This window comes from Paenibacillus sp. FSL P2-0089 (genome assembly GCF_038595095.1).
Taxonomy (GTDB): domain Bacteria; phylum Bacillota; class Bacilli; order Paenibacillales; family Paenibacillaceae; genus Paenibacillus_AQ; species Paenibacillus_AQ silagei.
The window spans coordinates 6821368-6837676 of record NZ_CP152006.1 but is presented as its reverse complement, the minus strand read 5'-3'; the positions used below and the strand labels follow the sequence as shown (position 1 = coordinate 6837676).

Genomic DNA, 16309 nt, shown 5'->3' with positions numbered 1-16309 from the left:
GCAGAGATGTCGATTTATAGTTTTGCAGGAGTGACACCTTCGGGTACAGAAGTGCCGTTTAAGGACTATGAGGGCAAGGTGCTGCTGATCGCCAATACCGCCAGCAAGTGCGGACTGACCCCGCAATACGGAGATTTGCAGAAGCTGTACGAGCAGTACGGGGACCAGGGGCTGGTGGTGCTGGGCTTTCCGTGTAACCAGTTCGCCGGTCAGGAGCCGGGCACAAGCGAGGAAGCGGAGTCCTTTTGCCAGATTAACTATGGGGTTACGTTCCCGGTGTTCGCCAAGGTCGATGTGAATGGTCCGGAGGCGAGCCTGCTGTTTCAATATTTGAAGGGTCAGCAGCCGGGGGACGGCGAGAGCAGTGATATCCAGTGGAACTTCACGAAGTTCCTGGTTGACCGCAGCGGCAATGTAGTGGCCCGTGTCGAGCCGAAGGAATCACCGGAGAGCATGAAGGGGCTTATCGAATCTCTGCTGTAATGAGGCTGAAATCATCCGCTCTGAAGGCTGGAGCCAGGCTATACGTGTTCTCCCGGATAGTGGTGCAGATGCGCCCGGTCCGGGAGTTTTCTATACAATTAAGTTTCACCCTTTATGAAAATTATCCTTGAATCTTTTCAGAGACCCTGTATTCTTTGAAGAGAAATGCTTCGCCTGACTACATGAATCGCATACAGGAAGCAAGGATGCAGGATAATAACGGCAGGAGGGTTACATAACGGCATGAGGTTAATTACAGAGGTAGCATCGGCAGCGGGGATCAAGGAGGAGCATCTGGAACTGTACGGCAAATATAAAAGCAAGCTGGCGCCCTCGCTCTGGGCAGAGCTGAAGCACAAACCGGACGGCAAGCTGGTTCTGGTTACCGCAATGAATCCTACACCGGCAGGTGAAGGCAAGACGCTGACGACGATTGGGCTCGCCCAGGCGATGAATGCAGCGGGTGTACGCACGGTAGCAGCGCTGCGTGAACCCTCGCTTGGTCCCTGTCTGGGGATGAAGGGCGGAGCAACCGGAGGCGGCAAGGCGCAGATTGTTCCGGCAGATGAGATTAACCTGCATTTCACGGGGGATATCCATGCGGTGACGTCAGCACATAACCTGCTCTCGGCGATGATCGACAATCATATGTTCCAGGGCAACAGCCTGGGGCTTGATCCGCAGCGAATCGTCTGGAAAAGAGTTATGGATATGAATGACCGCAGCCTGCGGAATATCGTGACCGGCATTGGCGACGGCAACGGAACTGTGCGGGAGAGCGGCTTCCAGATTACAACAGCCTCCGAGATTATGGCCGTGCTCTGCCTGTGCAGCGATCTTGCGGATCTGAAGCAGCGGCTCAGCCGCATTCTGATCGGGTATGACCATGCGGGTCAGCCGGTAACGGCACAGGCCATAGGAGCCGTAGAGGCGATGACTGCGCTGCTGAAGGAGGCGGTGAAGCCGAATCTGGTGCAGACGCTGGAAGGAACCCCGGTCATTGTACATGGCGGCCCGTTCGCCAATATTGCCCACGGCTGCAGCAGTGTAATCGGAACCCGCTACGCACTGAAGCTGGGCGATGTGGTAGTGACGGAGGCAGGCTTCGGCGCAGATCTGGGCGCGGAGAAATTCATGGACATCAAATGCCGTCAGGCCGGGCTGGCACCTTCGGCTGCTGTTCTGGTGGTTACGGTGAAGTCGCTGAAATACAACGGCGGCGTCCGCAAGGAAGAGCTGTATGAGGGCAATCGGCCAGCGCTGCTCTCCGGATTGTCCAATATGGAGCGGCATATTGAGAATCTGCGCAAGTTCGGTGTGCCTGTGTTGGTGGCGCTGAATCATTTTGAAGGGGATGCCCCTGCTGAAGTGAATGAGGTGCTGGAAGCCTGCGGGCGGCTGGGGGTACCTGCTGCGGTGTCCAAGGTATGGGCTGAGGGAAGCGCGGGCGGACAGGAGCTGGCGAAGGAGCTGATGAAGCTGCTGGACCGGGAAGAGCCTGTGAATTATGCGCCGCTGTATGAAGACCATCTGGATATCCCGTCCAAAATCAACCGCATCGTCACGGAGATCTACCGTGGTGCGGGAGTAGCCTTCTCTCCGGCAGCCAAGCGCAGTCTCGCTGTCATTGACCGGCTGGGCCTGCATCATCTTCAGGTCTGCATGGCCAAAACCCCGTATTCCTTCTCGGATCAGCCCCGGCTGCTCGGAGCCCCGGAAGGCTTCACCATGGGCGTCCGGGACATCACCCTGTCCCTCGGGGCGGGATTCGCTGTTGTGATCACCGGCAACATGGTCACGATGCCGGGTCTCCCCGCCAAGCCCGCAGCAGAAAGCATACTGGTCGATGAGGATGGCGTAATTTCCGGTCTGGAATAAGACATCAGCAGCTAATAGTTGTAGTTTGGCCTCACTTTACCGCAGATATGCTGCGGAGGGTGAGGCTATTTTGTATGCCAAAACAAACATGTCTTTCAAGGCACAACCCCAGCATGAAAATGAGCAGCGCGCCTAAAAACAGAACGAACACAATGGGACTGGGCGCGCCGCGTAGGCCAAATGTAATCGAAAAACCGATCACAATGGGACCTGGAACGCCGGGTAAGCCAAATGTAATCAAAAAACCGATCACAATGGGACCGGGCGCGCCGCGTAGGCCAAATGCAATCAAAAAACCGATCACAATGGGACCGGGAGCGCCGCGTAGGCCAAATGTAATCGAAAAACCGATCACAATTGAACAGGATGCGCCGGGTAAGCCGAATGTAATCGAAAAACCGATCACAATTGAACAGGATGCGCCGGGTAAGCCGAATGAAATCGAAAAACCGATCACAATGGGACCGGGAGCGCCGCGTAAGCCAAATGTAATCGAAAAACCGATCACAATTGGACCGGGCGCGCCGCGTAAGCCGAATGTAATCGAAAAACCGATCACAATGGGACCGGGCGCGCCGCGTAGGCCGAATGTAATCGAAAAACCGATCACAATGGGACCGGGCGCGCCGCGTAGGCCAAATGTAATCGAAAAACCGATCACAATTGAACCGGGAGCGCCGCGTAAGCCGAATGAAATCGAAAAACCGATCACAATGGGACCGGGCGCGCCGCGTAGGCCGAATGTAATTGAAAAACCGATCACAATTGGACTGGGAGCGCCGCGTAAGCCAAATGTAATCGAAAAACCGATCACAATTGGAGTGGGTCGGGTAGCGTAAGCCAAATATAATCGAAAAACCGCTCACAATTGGACCGGGCGCGCCGCGTAGGCCAGATTCACTCCTGCTGTTTCCTGCTCCTGGCAGACATAATGCCCCTCCTCCGGGGGAAACTAAGCCAAGGTTGAAGAGTGCAGCGGCGGTACAAATGGAGTGGATGATGCGGTGAAACTCCAAAGTTATTAAAATTTGAAATTGTGAACAATGTGAGAAAAATCACAATAACTCTTGCAATGTGATAAATATCACAATATAATCAGTGTATAAAGTGAAAACAATCACAAATGTAAAGTTGTATAAACGCAGTCAGTACAGCACTTTTTTACAGACGCAATCACAAGCCCTACTAAATAAGCTTTTCAACTTGGAGGAGGAAGAAATTATGAAAGTAGCAGTTATTGGATGTACCCACGCCGGAACGGCCGCCATTGTAAATACCGCACAGTTATACCCGGATGCCCAGATTACGGTGTATGAGCGCAACGATAATATCTCATTCCTGTCTTGCGGCATTGCCTTATACGTTGGCGGTGTGGTCAAGGACCCGCAGGGACTATTCTATTCCTCCCCGGAACAACTTGCCGCCCTGGGTGTGCAGACGAAGATGCGTCATGAGGTAATCAACGTGGACACCGCCCGCAAAACCCTAAAAGCCCGCAACCTCGTGACCGGTGAGGAAATGGAAGATACTTATGACAAACTCATTATGACAACAGGCTCATGGCCGATTGTGCCTAAGCTTGAAGGAATAGAGATGGAGGGCATCCTGCTCTCGAAGAACTACAATCATTCCAACACCATTATCGAAGAAGCACAGAAGGTGAACAGAATTACTGTGGTCGGCGCCGGTTATATCGGGGTCGAGCTGGTAGAGGCTTTTCAGATGAATGGCAAGGAAGTTACGCTGATTGATGGGGAAGACCGCATCCTGAGCAAATATCTCGATGAAGAGTTCACCGCACCGATCCAGCAGTCGCTTGAGGATCACGGCATTAAGCTGGCGCTGGGCGAGAAGGTCGCCTCCTTCGCAGGTGAGAACGGCAGAGTGACCAAGGTGATTACGAGCAAGGGTAAACATGAGACGGATCTGGTTATTCTCTGCATCGGCTTCCGTCCGAATACCGAGCTGCTGAAGGGCCAAGTGGATATGCTGCCGAACGGCGCGATTATGGTTAACGATTATATGCAGACCAGCCTGCCGGATGTCTATGCTGCCGGTGACAGCTGCGCGATTCATTACAATCCGACTGGTAAACACGCGTATATCCCGCTGGCCACCAACGCAGTGCGTATGGGAACGCTGGTTGCCCGCAATCTGGTCTCGAACACGATCCCTTACATGGGTACGCAAGGCACATCGGGCATCAAGATCTATGAGGACAATATTGCCGGAACCGGACTGACTGAAGAGGCTGCTGCAGCCGAGGGAATGGATACGGAGAGCGTGATGCTGATCGACAACTACCGTCCGGAGTTCATGCCGACCTTCGAGCAGGTTCAGGTAAAAGTGGTCTTTGACCGTGCCACCCGCCGCATTCTGGGCGCGCAGATTATGTCCAAGATGGATCTCACGCAGTCGATCAATACCGTATCGGTCTGCATCCAGAATAAGATGACCGTGGACCAGCTGGCCTTCATCGACTTCTTCTTCCAGCCGCATTACAACAAGCCATGGAATTTCCTGAACACCGCAGGCCTTCAGGCTCTGCCGAAGCTGGCTGCCGTTAAAGAACCTGTACACGTATAAGAGCTGAATATTTTGCCGGAGCCCGCTTAGGGCTCTTTTTTTGTGAACTCTCGATGCAATGGCAGCCGGGAATGAAAAAAATTTTCTGTACAGCCCGCTTTTATGGTAAATTTGACATGTCAGTGAAAACTTTCACGTGGTTTTTATGATAGTGACTTTTATCACGTAAATGTGATTGGGATCACGTTACAATGGCATAAAGGAACAAATTTTAAGTAATTAGAAGGGGATAGGAATCATGGCTTATAACAAACCGCAGGGAATCGCTGAAGTGACGGTAGAGAACGGAATTAAGAAGGCGCATAATCCGCTCAGCACTGTACTCATTCTCGGTTTCCTGGGAGGAGCGTTTATCGCGCTCGGATTTTTGCTGGATATTCGTGTCATTGCCGGTGCACCCGCTGAGTGGGGGTCCATTGCTAACTTCATCGGGGCTGCGGTGTTCCCGGTTGGACTGGTGCTGGTGCTGCTTGCCGGAGGCGAACTGCTTACGGGCAATATGATGGCGGTGCCGCTGGCTTTTATGGCGAAGAAGATTTCGTTCTGGGAAGTCATGAAGAACCTGGTGCTGATCACGCTCAGCAACCTGGCAGGCGCCTTGTTCGTCGCTTATTTCTTCGGTCACATCGTTGGCCTTACATCAGATGGCGTGTATCTGGAGAAGCTGGTAAGTATGGCGGAGCATAAGATCGATGCTACGTTCCTGCAGGCTTTTATCTCCGGGATCGGCTGTAACTGGCTGGTAGCGCTGGCGGTATGGCTGTCGTACGGGGCAGATAATTTCAGCGGCAAAATCCTCGGTATCTGGTTTCCGACCATGGCGTTCGTGGCCATCGGCTTCCAGCACGTTGTAGCTAACATGTTCCTTATCCCTGCTGCGATCTTCGAAGGGCATTTCACCTGGGCCCAGTACTTCGGCAACTTCGTTCCGGTCTGGCTGGGCAATCTGACGGGCGGCGCGATCTTCGTGGCTGCTGCGTACTGGATGGCTTATTTGCGCAAGGAGCCGGGTGCTGTGAGCCCTTCCGCGGGCGTCCCTGCTGCGGGATTGAAGAAACACGCTTAATCCTTATGGGCCCGGTGTGAATCACATCGCCGGACTGTAACATAGCTTGGCCTAGCACTTCCTGCTTCTCGGCACCCTGCTTCAAGGGATTCGTAGAGACAGGGGGTGTTTTTGTATAAAGATAAGAATTTATATGCTTCGCGTTATAATTATCCTTATCTTTCTCGCTGAAACGGTACCGTCCTGTAAAAGGACGGCAAAGCCGTTTCTACTTGTTTGGTATAGGTACAGCAGGATCATCCTCCGGACAAAACAAAATTCACCGTGCAATCCGATTCGGGGGAACGAAATCGGATCTCACGGTGAATAAAATAGGGAGTGTTTCATATGGATCATTACCCCGGCTTCCGGGGAACGAATCAGTGCCGGCAAGGTATTTTTGTTTACGTGTGAAAGAGCGGGTTATAGAATATAAATATCACAAATTATATCCCGGTTTCCCGCGATACAGCATTAACGCACATGCTTGCCCCGCCCCCTGTTTTGGGATGATACTGGATGGATTAATGACAGCTATGTTACAGGGGATGACAGACAAGATATGAGATTCATGCAGGCCTATCCGAAGGAAATTAAAGTATTCTTGATTGCCAGTCTGATTAATGCTACCGGCAGTGCACTGATGTGGCCGCTGGTTACAATGTATGTATTCGATGAACTGGGACGCAGTATGAAAGACGCGGGAATCGTGCTGCTGGTGCAGTCACTTGGCGGGATTGCCGGTCAGCTGCTGGGCGGTTCGTTGTATCATAAGGTAGGAGTGAACCGCCTGATTGTCGGCGCTTTGGCGATGAATGCCTTGACGCTGTTTGCCCTCCCGTGGGCGAGCGGAAGCTGGAGCGTATTCATAATCGTTATGGGTATGATGGGATTGTTCAACTCCCTCTCCCTCCCGGCGATCCAGGCGTTTATCGGTTTCCGGTTCGCGGAGCAGCGCGCAGAGCTGTTCAATATCATCTATGTTGCCAATAATATAGGGGTAGCCCTGGGAACCGCGCTGAGCGGCTTCCTGGGCAATTATATGCTGAGCTTTGTGCTTAACGGGGTGACCTCGGCCGTATTTGCCGGATTCTTCTTCGTCTATCTGCGTAAGGTAGGGACGGCTCCGGCTCACAGCACAGTATCGAAAAAGCAACCGCAGAATGAAGTGTCGGGCTGGAGACTCCTCGGCCATATACGGATCTATCTGTTCATGGCGGTGGGCTCGATGTTCCTGCTGATCGGCAATTCGATCTGGAACAGCGGAGTCTCGCCGTTCATTATCTCGGAAGGCTGGTCGAAGCAGCTGTACGGCTTCCTCTGGACGCTGAACGGTGTGCTGATCTTCGCGGCGCAGCCGCTGGTCAGCCTGATCAAGCGCGGGTTCGCGCAGACGTCAACTGCGCAGATGACAGCAAGCGCCGTCTTTTACCTGGGCGGGTATGCTGTAATTCTGTTTATGCCAAGCTATCCGGGGATGCTGCTGGGTATGGTGCTGGCTACCCTTGGGGAGATGCTGATCTCTCCGGCGATGCCTTCCTTCATCTCGGAGCATGCCCAGCGCAGCGCGCCGTTCTATCTCGGGCTGAGCGGCGGAATTGGCGCAATCGGCCGTGTCATCGGGCCTTATCTGATGGGTATTCAGTTCGACAGGGGCGGTCTTGCGCCAACCGGCTGGCTGGCTTGTGGCATGGCCGTACTGTCCGTGGGATTCTTCGCGCTCCACGCCTATATGAACCGTTCAGCTGTACGGCTTGAGCGCAGGACTGCATAATCGTTCATGCTGCAACTAATCTTTTTCTATCTGCTTAGTAAGGCAAGGGGGGTATAATAATGCAACCAATTAACAGTGATGCTGCACTGCTTATCCGGCCTTCCGAAATCAGGGATGCCCGTGAGCTGATCGTGCTCGATAATATGATCTGGACGGAGAATACAACCCCGGGTCCGCTGATGTGGCGCTCGCGGGAGGACTATCTGCTGCATGCGCCGCCCGGCTCCCAGCTTGTGGCCTTGCAGGACGGGGAGCTATGTGGTTACGTTGGCTTCGGCTGTCCCAGCGGGATGGAGAGCAACCGCCATGTATGCGAGGTGAATATCGCTGTGCACCCGCGCTTTCAGCGGCTGGGTGTAGGCAGCCGATTGATCGCGGAGATCAAGCGCCATGCCGCGGGGCATGGCATCCGCAAGCTGCGGCTGCGTGTGCTCTCCTGCAATACACCGGCACTTCAGTTCTACCGCAAATGCGGATTCGAGGAAGAGGGACGGCTGCGGGAGGAATTCTACTTAAGCGGACGTTATGTGGATGAGGTATTTATGAGCTGCAGGCTGACGGGAGGAGAAGGGGATGGAGAGTGAAGTGAAGATGCAAGTCGTCTCGCTTAATGTAGGCAAGCCGAAGACGGTGGAGTACCGCGGTAAGCCGCTGGACACCGGAATCTACAAGCTGCCGGTAGCCGGGCCGCTTGCGCTTCGGGTGGGTGGGTTCACCGGAGACGGGCAAGCAGATCTGGTCAATCATGGAGGCCCTGACAAGGCAGTGTGCGTCTATCCGGTGGAGCATTATGCCCACTGGGAGGAGTGGCTTGGCCGGAAGCTGGAGGTTTCCGCCTTCGGCGAGAACATCACGGCGCGCGGACTGCTGGAGACCGAGGTGTGCATCGGGGATGTTTTTGAGATCGGTACGGCACTGCTGGAGGTCAGCCAGCCGCGCTTCCCGTGCTTCAAGCTCACGCAGAAGCATGGACCGGCGGATATGCCGGCCCAGGTGCTGTCCACGGGGTATAGCGGATTCTATTTCCGCGTGCTGCGTGAAGGCCGGGTGGCAGCCGGTGACCGGATTGTTAAGCTGGAGAGCGGTGCGGGAAGCTTCCCGGTGAGACAGGTACTGTACTCGATGGAGCATGGGCGTAAGGACCCTGCCGGACTGGCTGAGCTGGCCGGACTGGAGAGCCTTGCGGCTGGTATCCGTGAGCGGTTCCAGAGATGGCTGGATGCGGCGGAGAGCTAAGGTGGTGCGGGTGGAGTGAAGCAGCTAGGAGAGCTGGGCCACCCGCCCTGCAAAGTAAACAAGTGGAAAAACGTATCTTATCTCGCCTACTTCTGGCAAATAACCGAAAACAAGTGGAAAAAGAGCAACTAAAATAGTTAGTTCCAGCCCTGTTAGACGAAAGGTGAGAAATTAAGTGTTGTTTATCCAACTCCAGTCCGCGCACGGGCAAATTGTTCATCAGCAAGTGGACAAAATCCAACTATATCCGGTGTGCCCCTGAATCTGCCGAAAGTGGGCTGGTCGCGGAAATGAGGGGCAGAAATGCCCCCGAATCCGCCGACCCGACCGACCCGTTCCCCTGTATGCTCCGCGCACCCGTGCTCTATGACCGGCAGCCCTCCCCGCTCAGCCCAGCAGCTTCCATTCGCTGCGCAGCAGGCCGTACACTGCATGGTTCACATAACCACTAGGCAGCTTCTCGGCCTGGCGGATGACTCCTTCGAAAATAAAGCCCAGCCGTTCGGGGATAGCTCTGCTGGCCAGGTTGCCTGTAGCGCAGCGGACCTCGATGCGGTTCAGCTCCAGCTCCAGCAGGGCGTAATCGACAAAGACCCGGCAGGCACTGGTCATATAGCCTTGTCCCTCATAGCCTTCGCCCAGCCAGTAGCCGATGCCGACCGAGCGGTTATGCCAGTCAATCTCGTGATAGCCGATAATGCCGGCCAATTCCTCCCGGACCCACAGTCCGGCAGTGAAGCCGCCGTTATCAATTCCCTGCTTCACGGAGTTCTTGATGAACGTGGTAAGATGAGCCTGCTCGGCTACGCCATCCACCCAAGGCAGCCATTGTCTGAGCCGGTGGCGGGAGCGTTCCACCAGGGCGAACATCTGACGGGCATGCTCCGGCATGAGCAGCTTCAGCTTCAGCTCTTCATCTATGACATAATTAAACATGCGGCTGCCCCCTATGCGTTGTGAGTTATAAGCCTCGCTGAACTAACGCTTCTGCCACTCCAAGGCGTAGATATCTTCCTCCAGGGCCTGCATGCGCTGAAGAGCAAGCGTGCGGCAGTCGCTAAGCGCCCCGTTGTAAATCGCCGGCCCCAGCTCCTTCAGGAAGAACTCCAACAGATTGTCTGCGGCCAGGTGGCCGATCGTTTCCCCGCGCTCCGCCTCGAAGTAAGCACGGATGTTCTCCGTAATCATCTCCCGCTGCTCTTTAGGCAGTTTTACCGGTTGCATAAGCATCCCCCTTTAGCTTAATATTCCTATATTTATCATGCTACTCCATCGCCGGGAGAGAAGTCAAAGGATGCGGAGCTGCTTAACTTTTGAAATATAAAAATTTATATGTTTCACACGATAACTTATCTTTCTATTTCTCGCTGAAACGGTACCGTCCTTTAAAAGGACGGCAATGCCGTTTCCGCTTGTTGAACATTCCCGGCTTAACGGGTATATTAATAGGAAACATGTTCATACAAGGAAGTAGTTATATTACAGAATGAAAGGTTGATCAATGTGGAGAACCAGGGTACACCCTCCAATTTCATTAAGAACGTCATTACCGAAGATCTCCGCTCGGGTAAGGTTAAGGAAGTCGTCACCCGCTTTCCGCCGGAGCCGAACGGTTATTTACATATCGGACATGCCAAGGCGATCTGGATTAACTTCACGCTGGCGGATGAGTTCGGCGGCAAGACCCATCTGAGATTCGATGATACGAATCCGCTCAAGGAAGATACCGAGTATGTCAATTCCATCCAGGAGGATGTGAAATGGCTCGGGTATGAATGGGAGGAGCTGCGGTTCGCCTCGGATTATTTCGGGGAGATGTATGCGCGGGCCGAGCTGCTGATCAAGAAGGGCAAGGCCTATGTCGATGATCTCAGCGCCGAGCAGATCCGTGAATTCCGGGGAACCCTGACGGAGCCGGGGCAGAACAGCCCTTACCGCGAGCGCGGGGTGGAAGAGAACCTTGATCTGTTCCACCGTATGAAGGCGGGAGAATTCAAGGACGGCGAGAAGGTTCTGCGCGCCAAAATTGACATGTCCTCTCCTAACATCAATCTGCGTGACCCGGTCATTTACCGGATATCCCACTCCCATCACCATAATACGGGCGACGCATGGTGCATTTATCCGATGTATACCTTCGCACATCCGCTGGAGGATGCCATTGAGCATGTCACCCATTCCCTCTGTTCCCTGGAGTTCGAGGACCAGCGCCCGTTCTATGACTGGGTAGTCGCGGAATGTGACATGGAGGCTGCACCGCATCAATATGAATTCGGACGCCTTAATCTGGCCCAGACCGTTACGAGTAAGCGCAAGCTGAAGCTGCTGGTCGATGAAGGCCATGTGGACGGCTGGGATGATCCCCGCATGCCGACGATCTCCGGGCTGCGCCGCCGCGGCTATACACCGGAGGCCATCCGCAGCTTCGTGCATGAGACCGGCATCTCGAAGAGCCAGGGGCTGGTGGACCTGCAGATGCTGGAGCACTTCATCCGTGAAGATCTCAAGCTGACGGTTCCCCGGACGATGTCTGTGCTGCGGCCGCTGAAGGTGGTTATTACGAATTATCCTGAAGGCGAGACCGAATACTTCGAAATTGAGAACAATGTGGAGAACCCGGAGATGGGCAACCGCCAGATTCCGTTCTCCCGTGAGATCTATATTGAACGCGATGACTTCATGGAGATTCCGCCGAATAAGTATTTCCGCTTGTTCCCCGGCAATGAAGTGCGTCTTAAGAATGCTTATTTCATCAAGTGCAACGACTTCATCAAGGACGAGAACGGCGAAGTGGTGGAGCTGCACTGTACCTATGATCCTGAGACGAAGAGCGGCAGCGGCTTCACCGGCCGCAAGGTTAAGGGAACGCTGCACTGGGTAGATGCAGGCCAGGCTGTACCGGCGGAATTCCGCCTGTATGAGCCGCTGATCTCTGCCGAAGAGGCGGAGACGGATGCAGAAGTAGAAGGTCTGGAAGCTTCCGCTGACAAGCCGGAGCCAACCTTCCTGGATCAGCTGAATCCGAATTCCATCGAGATCCTGCAGGGCTTCGTGGAGCCTGGGCTGAAGAACAGTGTGGCGCAGGACAAGTTCCAGTTCTTCCGTCACGGGTACTTCAACGTAGACAGCAAGTATTCGTCGCCGGAGCATCTGGTGTTCAATCTGATTGTATCCCTCAAAAGCTCCTTCCAGCCCAAAAAAGGCTAGAAGAGCTGCATATAAGCAGGCAGGCTTGGTCTCCCGCCGGGAGGCCAAGCCTGTTTGCTGTATCCAAATATAAGAATTTATATGTTTTACGCTATAAATTATCCTTCTATTTCTCGCTGAAACGGTACCGTCCCTTTAAAGGACGGCAAAGCCGTTTCCAGTTGTGCGTATTCCTAGTCTTCCGCCAGCTCGTCCTCGGGATCAGCCGGAGGGCGGTAGCTGCCGCGAATGACAGTGAGCCACATCATTCCGAAGCCGATCGCCCCGAACAGGGCAAGAAGCGCACCGGATTGATACATCGTCTGCGCGCCGAGGGTCTGATACATCCAGCCGCCGAGGACGCCGCCAAGAATGCCGGAGATTCCGCTCCAGGTGAGCGTGTAGAGAGCCTGTCCCGAGGAACGGTAGGGCTTTGGCACCAGCAGCATAGTCAGCTGGGTTCCGACATAGAAGAAGCCGCCGAAGGTAATGGAGTGCAGCACCTGAATAAGTGCGACCTGCAGCGGAGTCGTTGCATCGGCCATCAGCCACCACCGCAGGAAGAACAGCGCGCTGACCAGCGTAAGTGAGGCGAGCAGGACAGAGATTTTACGCCGGAGAACGTAATTGCACAGGAGCAGCACTCCCATCTCCAGGATGGAGGACAGGAACACAGCGAGACCGATCATGGTCTTGCTTCCCCCCAGCTCCGTGATGTACAGTGACACAAAGGTGTTATTCATCGTATTCGGAATCGAGACCAGGATGCCGAAGAGGATGAAGCACAGGAAGAACGGGTTATGGAAGATCTGGCTCATGCCTTTGAAGGGCAAGGGGGCAATTCCGATCGAATGGTCCAGCTTCGGCAGCGTGATTAGTGCAATCATCGCCGCACAGAGCAGTGATGCAAACAGATAGGACAGCACAGAGATGCCGGCCCATTCAATTACGGGACCAGCAAGGATGGCGGTGAAAGCCCAGCCTAGTGATCCCCATAGCCGGAAAGAGCCAAAGCTGCGGCTGGTTCCGTCAATATAGCTGAGAATCATTGTGTTGCTCTGGGCGAACAGGGGCCCCTGGAAGAAATAGAAGAACAGAATGGATATGTAGATCATTTCATATGTATTCGCCTGAAAGACAAGTTGGGTCAAGACCAGCGTTCCCGTCAGCATGACGAGGACAATCCGCCGGATATTCTGATACCGGTCACTCCAGATGCCCCAGAAGGGGTTGGCAATAATGGAGACCAGTGCGCCTACAGACATCAGGCTCCCGATCTCCAGCTTATTCATCCCTACATCCTGCAGATATAAGGGAAAGAAGCTGGTGAAGAGGACAACCGTTCCATATACGAAGAAGTTGAACCATTTCAGAGAGGTGAAAGACAGCTGCTTATCGGATTGATCCCGCAAACGTTGCACTCCTTTCCCGCTAGGATGCCTTGCATTCTTGCTGTGGCCGTCTTATGATGCCGCTGATATCACTGTAACATTTGTTGAAAAGGGATACAAACCAACTTTTATGGGGAACTACAAATCAATGGCAAAATATCTGTTTAACTTCAGTTTACATAGGCCAGTTATTCTGGGTTCTAAGGCGGAAGCGGGGCGCCACTGCTCCATACATCTATCTGCCGGAAAAGGGGATTCCTTATGACAAACAAGCAGGCACCGCAGAAGCAGGGCGCGGCCATGAGGCCGTTCCTGAAGCTGCTGCACGAAACCAAACCATCTTATCTGCTGCTGGCGCTGGCCCTTGGCCTCAGCATCATTTCGACCCTGGTCGGTCTGGTCATTCCCATGTTCACGAAGAATCTGGTGGACGGCTTCTCGCTGGCTTCTGTCAGCAAGCTGCAGATTGCCGGCATCGCCGGAGCTTTCATTGCGCAGACCGTGGCCGGCGGAGTCTCGATTTACCTTTTGAATGCCGTCGGGCAAAAAGTTGTGGCCGGGCTTCGTGACAGGCTGTGGCGCAAATTCCTGGTGCTGCCCGTCTCCTACTACAATGAGAACCGGACAGGCGAGAGCGTCAGCCGGATGACTAATGATACAGGAATTCTCAAGACACTGATATCGGAGCATCTGGCCAGTCTGTTCACCGGCCTCATCTCCATTGTCGGCTCTGTCCTGGTGCTGTTCTATCTGAACTGGAAAATGACGCTGGTGCTGTTCACGGTGCTCCCGCTGTCGGCGCTCATTCTGGTGCCGCTGGGACGGCAGATGTACAAGATCTCCAAAGGCACGCAGGACGAGACGGCCTCCTTCACCGCTGTGCTCAGCGGTGTGTTGTCCGAGATCCGGCTGGTGAAATCCTCGGGAGCGGAGCAGAAGGAATATGAGGCCGGACGGAAAGGGATTATGAACCTGCTGGGCTTCGGGATTCGTGAGGGCAAGATCAGCGCCCTGATCAGCCCGCTGATCTCCTTCGTTTTCATGATGCTGCTGGTGGTCATTATCGGCTATGGCGGGATGCTGGTATCCTCAGGGGCGCTCACCGCCGGCGAACTGGTCGCCTTTATTCTGTATCTGATCCAGATTATTATGCCGCTGACACAGCTGACGCAATTCTTTACCCAGCTCCAGAAGGCCAAGGGTGCCTCTGAGCGGATCATTGAGACCCTTGCTGCAGAGGAAGAGGTGTATGAAGGTGTGGAAGAGGCTGAGGGCACAGAGGGTCCGATTGCAGTGGAAGATCTCAGCTTCGGATACAAGACGGGCGAGAAGGTCCTCAGCAAGGTAAGCTTCACTATGCAGCCGGGGCAGGTGACTGCCATTGTCGGCCCGAGCGGCGGCGGTAAAACAACCCTGTTCTCGCTGCTGGAACGGTTCTATGAGCCGCAGGGCGGAGTCATCCGGCTGGACGGCAAACCGGCTTCGCTGTTCTCTCTGAAATCCTGGCGGAAGAGAATCGGTTATGTCTCACAGGAAAGTCCGCTGCTGGCCGGTACCATTGCCGAGAATCTCGGATACGGGCTGGACCGCGAAATCAGCAAGGAGGAGCTGAAGCGGGCTGCGGCCATGGCTTACGCTGACGGCTTCATTGAAGAGCTCCCGGACGGGTACAACACGGATGTCGGTGAACGCGGCGTCAAGCTGTCCGGCGGACAGCGGCAGCGGATTGCCATCGCCAGAGCATTGCTGCGCGATCCGAAGATTCTCATGCTCGATGAGGCTACCTCAAGCCTCGACAGCCAGTCGGAGGCCGTAGTGCAGAAGGCGCTGGGCAATCTGATGCAGGGCCGGACTACGATTGTGATTGCTCACAGATTAGCTACGGTGGTGAATGCGGACCAGATTATTTTTATGGAGAAGGGCCGGATCACCGGCAAAGGCACGCATGAGGAGCTGCTGAGGGACCATGAGCTGTACCGTGAATTCGCCGAGCAGCAGCTGCAGCTGAACACACCCGAGCTTCTGGGCCAAGGGATAGAGGAGGGTTCTACAGACTATGGTCAAAATACTGGTAGTGGACGACGATCCGCACATCCGCGAATTGGTGGGAGTGTTCCTGAGAGCTGAAGGGATGGCCGAGGTGCTGAGCGCTTCTGACGGACTGGAGGCGCTGCGGCTGCTCGAAGAGACTGCGGCGGATATGGCGATCATTGATATTATGATGCCGAATATGGACGGCTGGGAGCTGTGCCGGGAGCTGCGCAAGCAGTATGATTTTCCGATACTGATGCTGACGGCCAAAGGGGAGACCTCGCAGATTGTCAAAGGCTTCGAGCTGGGCACAGACGACTATCTGGTCAAGCCGTTTGAGCCGCCTGTGCTGATCGCCAGGGTCAAAGCCCTGCTGAAGCGTTACCAGATTTCGGCCGCCCAGAGTGTTACCGTTGGCAGTCTGCGGATGAACCGCGCCACCTATGAGGTGCTGTCCGAGCATGGCGAGTTCACGCTGCCGCTGAAGGAATTCGAGCTGCTCTTCAAGCTGGCCAGTTACCGGGGGCAGACGCTGACCCGTGACCGGCTGATTGAAGAGATCTGGGGCTACGATTACGAAGGCAATGAGCGGACGCTGGATGTTCATGTGGGCCGTCTGCGCGAGCGGTTTCCGCAGGAGCGATTCGGATTCTCCATTCGCACGATCCGGGGGCTTGGCTACCGGCTGGAGGGATAGGC

The 16309-nt window shown here is 54.6% G+C and carries 14 protein-coding genes; 10 read left to right on the top strand and 4 right to left on the bottom strand.

Annotated features, from left to right (window positions below):
• The first annotated feature begins 6 nt into the window (after nt 1–6).
• Nucleotides 7–483, top strand: coding sequence for a glutathione peroxidase (locus NST69_RS29100; protein ID WP_340946473.1), 477 nt, complete (start codon nt 7–9; stop codon nt 481–483).
• A 243-nt stretch (nt 484–726) separates the two neighbouring features.
• Nucleotides 727–2361 (top strand): formate--tetrahydrofolate ligase, encoded by a 1635-nt coding sequence (locus NST69_RS29095; RefSeq protein WP_340980602.1) that lies wholly within the window; start codon nt 727–729, stop codon nt 2359–2361.
• A gap of 31 nt (nt 2362–2392) precedes the next feature.
• Here NST69_RS29095 and NST69_RS29090 read toward each other — a convergent pair whose 3' ends face one another.
• Nucleotides 2393–3205, bottom strand: a complete 813-nt coding sequence (locus tag NST69_RS29090) for a hypothetical protein (protein WP_342547797.1) — start codon at nt 3203–3205, stop codon at nt 2393–2395.
• Nucleotides 3206–3582: 377 nt separating this feature from the next.
• Here NST69_RS29090 and NST69_RS29085 point away from each other — a divergent pair, with 377 nt between their 5' ends.
• The 5 genes from NST69_RS29085 (at nt 3583) to NST69_RS29065 (ending at nt 9002) form a co-directional block, all read left to right on the top strand.
• On the top strand, nt 3583–4947 hold the full coding sequence (locus tag NST69_RS29085; RefSeq protein WP_342547796.1) for an FAD-dependent oxidoreductase: 1365 nt from the start codon (nt 3583–3585) through the stop codon (nt 4945–4947).
• A 238-nt stretch (nt 4948–5185) separates the two neighbouring features.
• Entirely contained in the window at nt 5186–6013 is an 828-nt protein-coding gene (locus NST69_RS29080; protein ID WP_209868513.1) for a formate/nitrite transporter family protein, read from the top strand.
• 541 nt (nt 6014–6554) lie between these two features.
• Nucleotides 6555–7766, top strand: coding sequence for an MFS transporter (locus tag NST69_RS29075; RefSeq protein WP_342547795.1), 1212 nt, complete (start codon nt 6555–6557; stop codon nt 7764–7766).
• Nucleotides 7767–7825: 59 nt separating this feature from the next.
• Nucleotides 7826–8350 carry a GNAT family N-acetyltransferase gene (locus NST69_RS29070; protein ID WP_036726156.1) on the top strand — a complete coding sequence of 175 codons (525 nt, stop codon included), beginning with the start codon at nt 7826–7828 and terminating at the stop codon, nt 8348–8350.
• A complete protein-coding gene (locus NST69_RS29065; RefSeq protein WP_342547794.1) occupies nt 8340–9002 on the top strand; it encodes an MOSC domain-containing protein in 663 nt (220 codons plus the stop codon). Before NST69_RS29070 ends, NST69_RS29065 begins: the two co-directional genes overlap by 11 nt.
• Nucleotides 9003–9389: 387 nt before the next feature.
• Here the strand turns inward: NST69_RS29065 and NST69_RS29060 are convergent, their stop codons facing one another.
• The gene (locus NST69_RS29060; protein WP_036726157.1) at nt 9390–9938 is read right to left on the bottom strand and encodes a GNAT family protein; all 549 of its coding nucleotides are present in this window, start codon (nt 9936–9938) and stop codon (nt 9390–9392) included.
• Nucleotides 9939–9980: 42 nt separating this feature from the next.
• Nucleotides 9981–10226: a DUF2164 domain-containing protein gene (locus tag NST69_RS29055; protein WP_036690395.1), complete on the bottom strand. Its 246-nt coding sequence runs from the start codon at nt 10224–10226 to the stop codon at nt 9981–9983.
• A gap of 270 nt (nt 10227–10496) precedes the next feature.
• Here NST69_RS29055 and NST69_RS29050 point away from each other — a divergent pair, with 270 nt between their 5' ends.
• Nucleotides 10497–12209, top strand: coding sequence for a glutamine--tRNA ligase/YqeY domain fusion protein (locus NST69_RS29050; RefSeq protein WP_036726158.1), 1713 nt, complete (start codon nt 10497–10499; stop codon nt 12207–12209).
• Nucleotides 12210–12382: 173 nt separating this feature from the next.
• Here the strand turns inward: NST69_RS29050 and NST69_RS29045 are convergent, their stop codons facing one another.
• Nucleotides 12383–13600, bottom strand: coding sequence for an MFS transporter (locus NST69_RS29045; protein ID WP_036726163.1), 1218 nt, complete (start codon nt 13598–13600; stop codon nt 12383–12385).
• A gap of 240 nt (nt 13601–13840) precedes the next feature.
• On the opposite strand from NST69_RS29045, the gene NST69_RS29040 reads away from it, so the two are divergent.
• A complete protein-coding gene (locus NST69_RS29040) occupies nt 13841–15706 on the top strand; it encodes an ABC transporter ATP-binding protein (protein ID WP_339311887.1) in 1866 nt (621 codons plus the stop codon).
• Nucleotides 15636–16307 (top strand): response regulator transcription factor, encoded by a 672-nt coding sequence (locus NST69_RS29035; protein ID WP_339251937.1) that lies wholly within the window; start codon nt 15636–15638, stop codon nt 16305–16307. The genes NST69_RS29040 and NST69_RS29035 overlap by 71 nt, the downstream gene beginning before the upstream one ends.
• Nucleotides 16308–16309 lie beyond the last annotated feature (2 nt).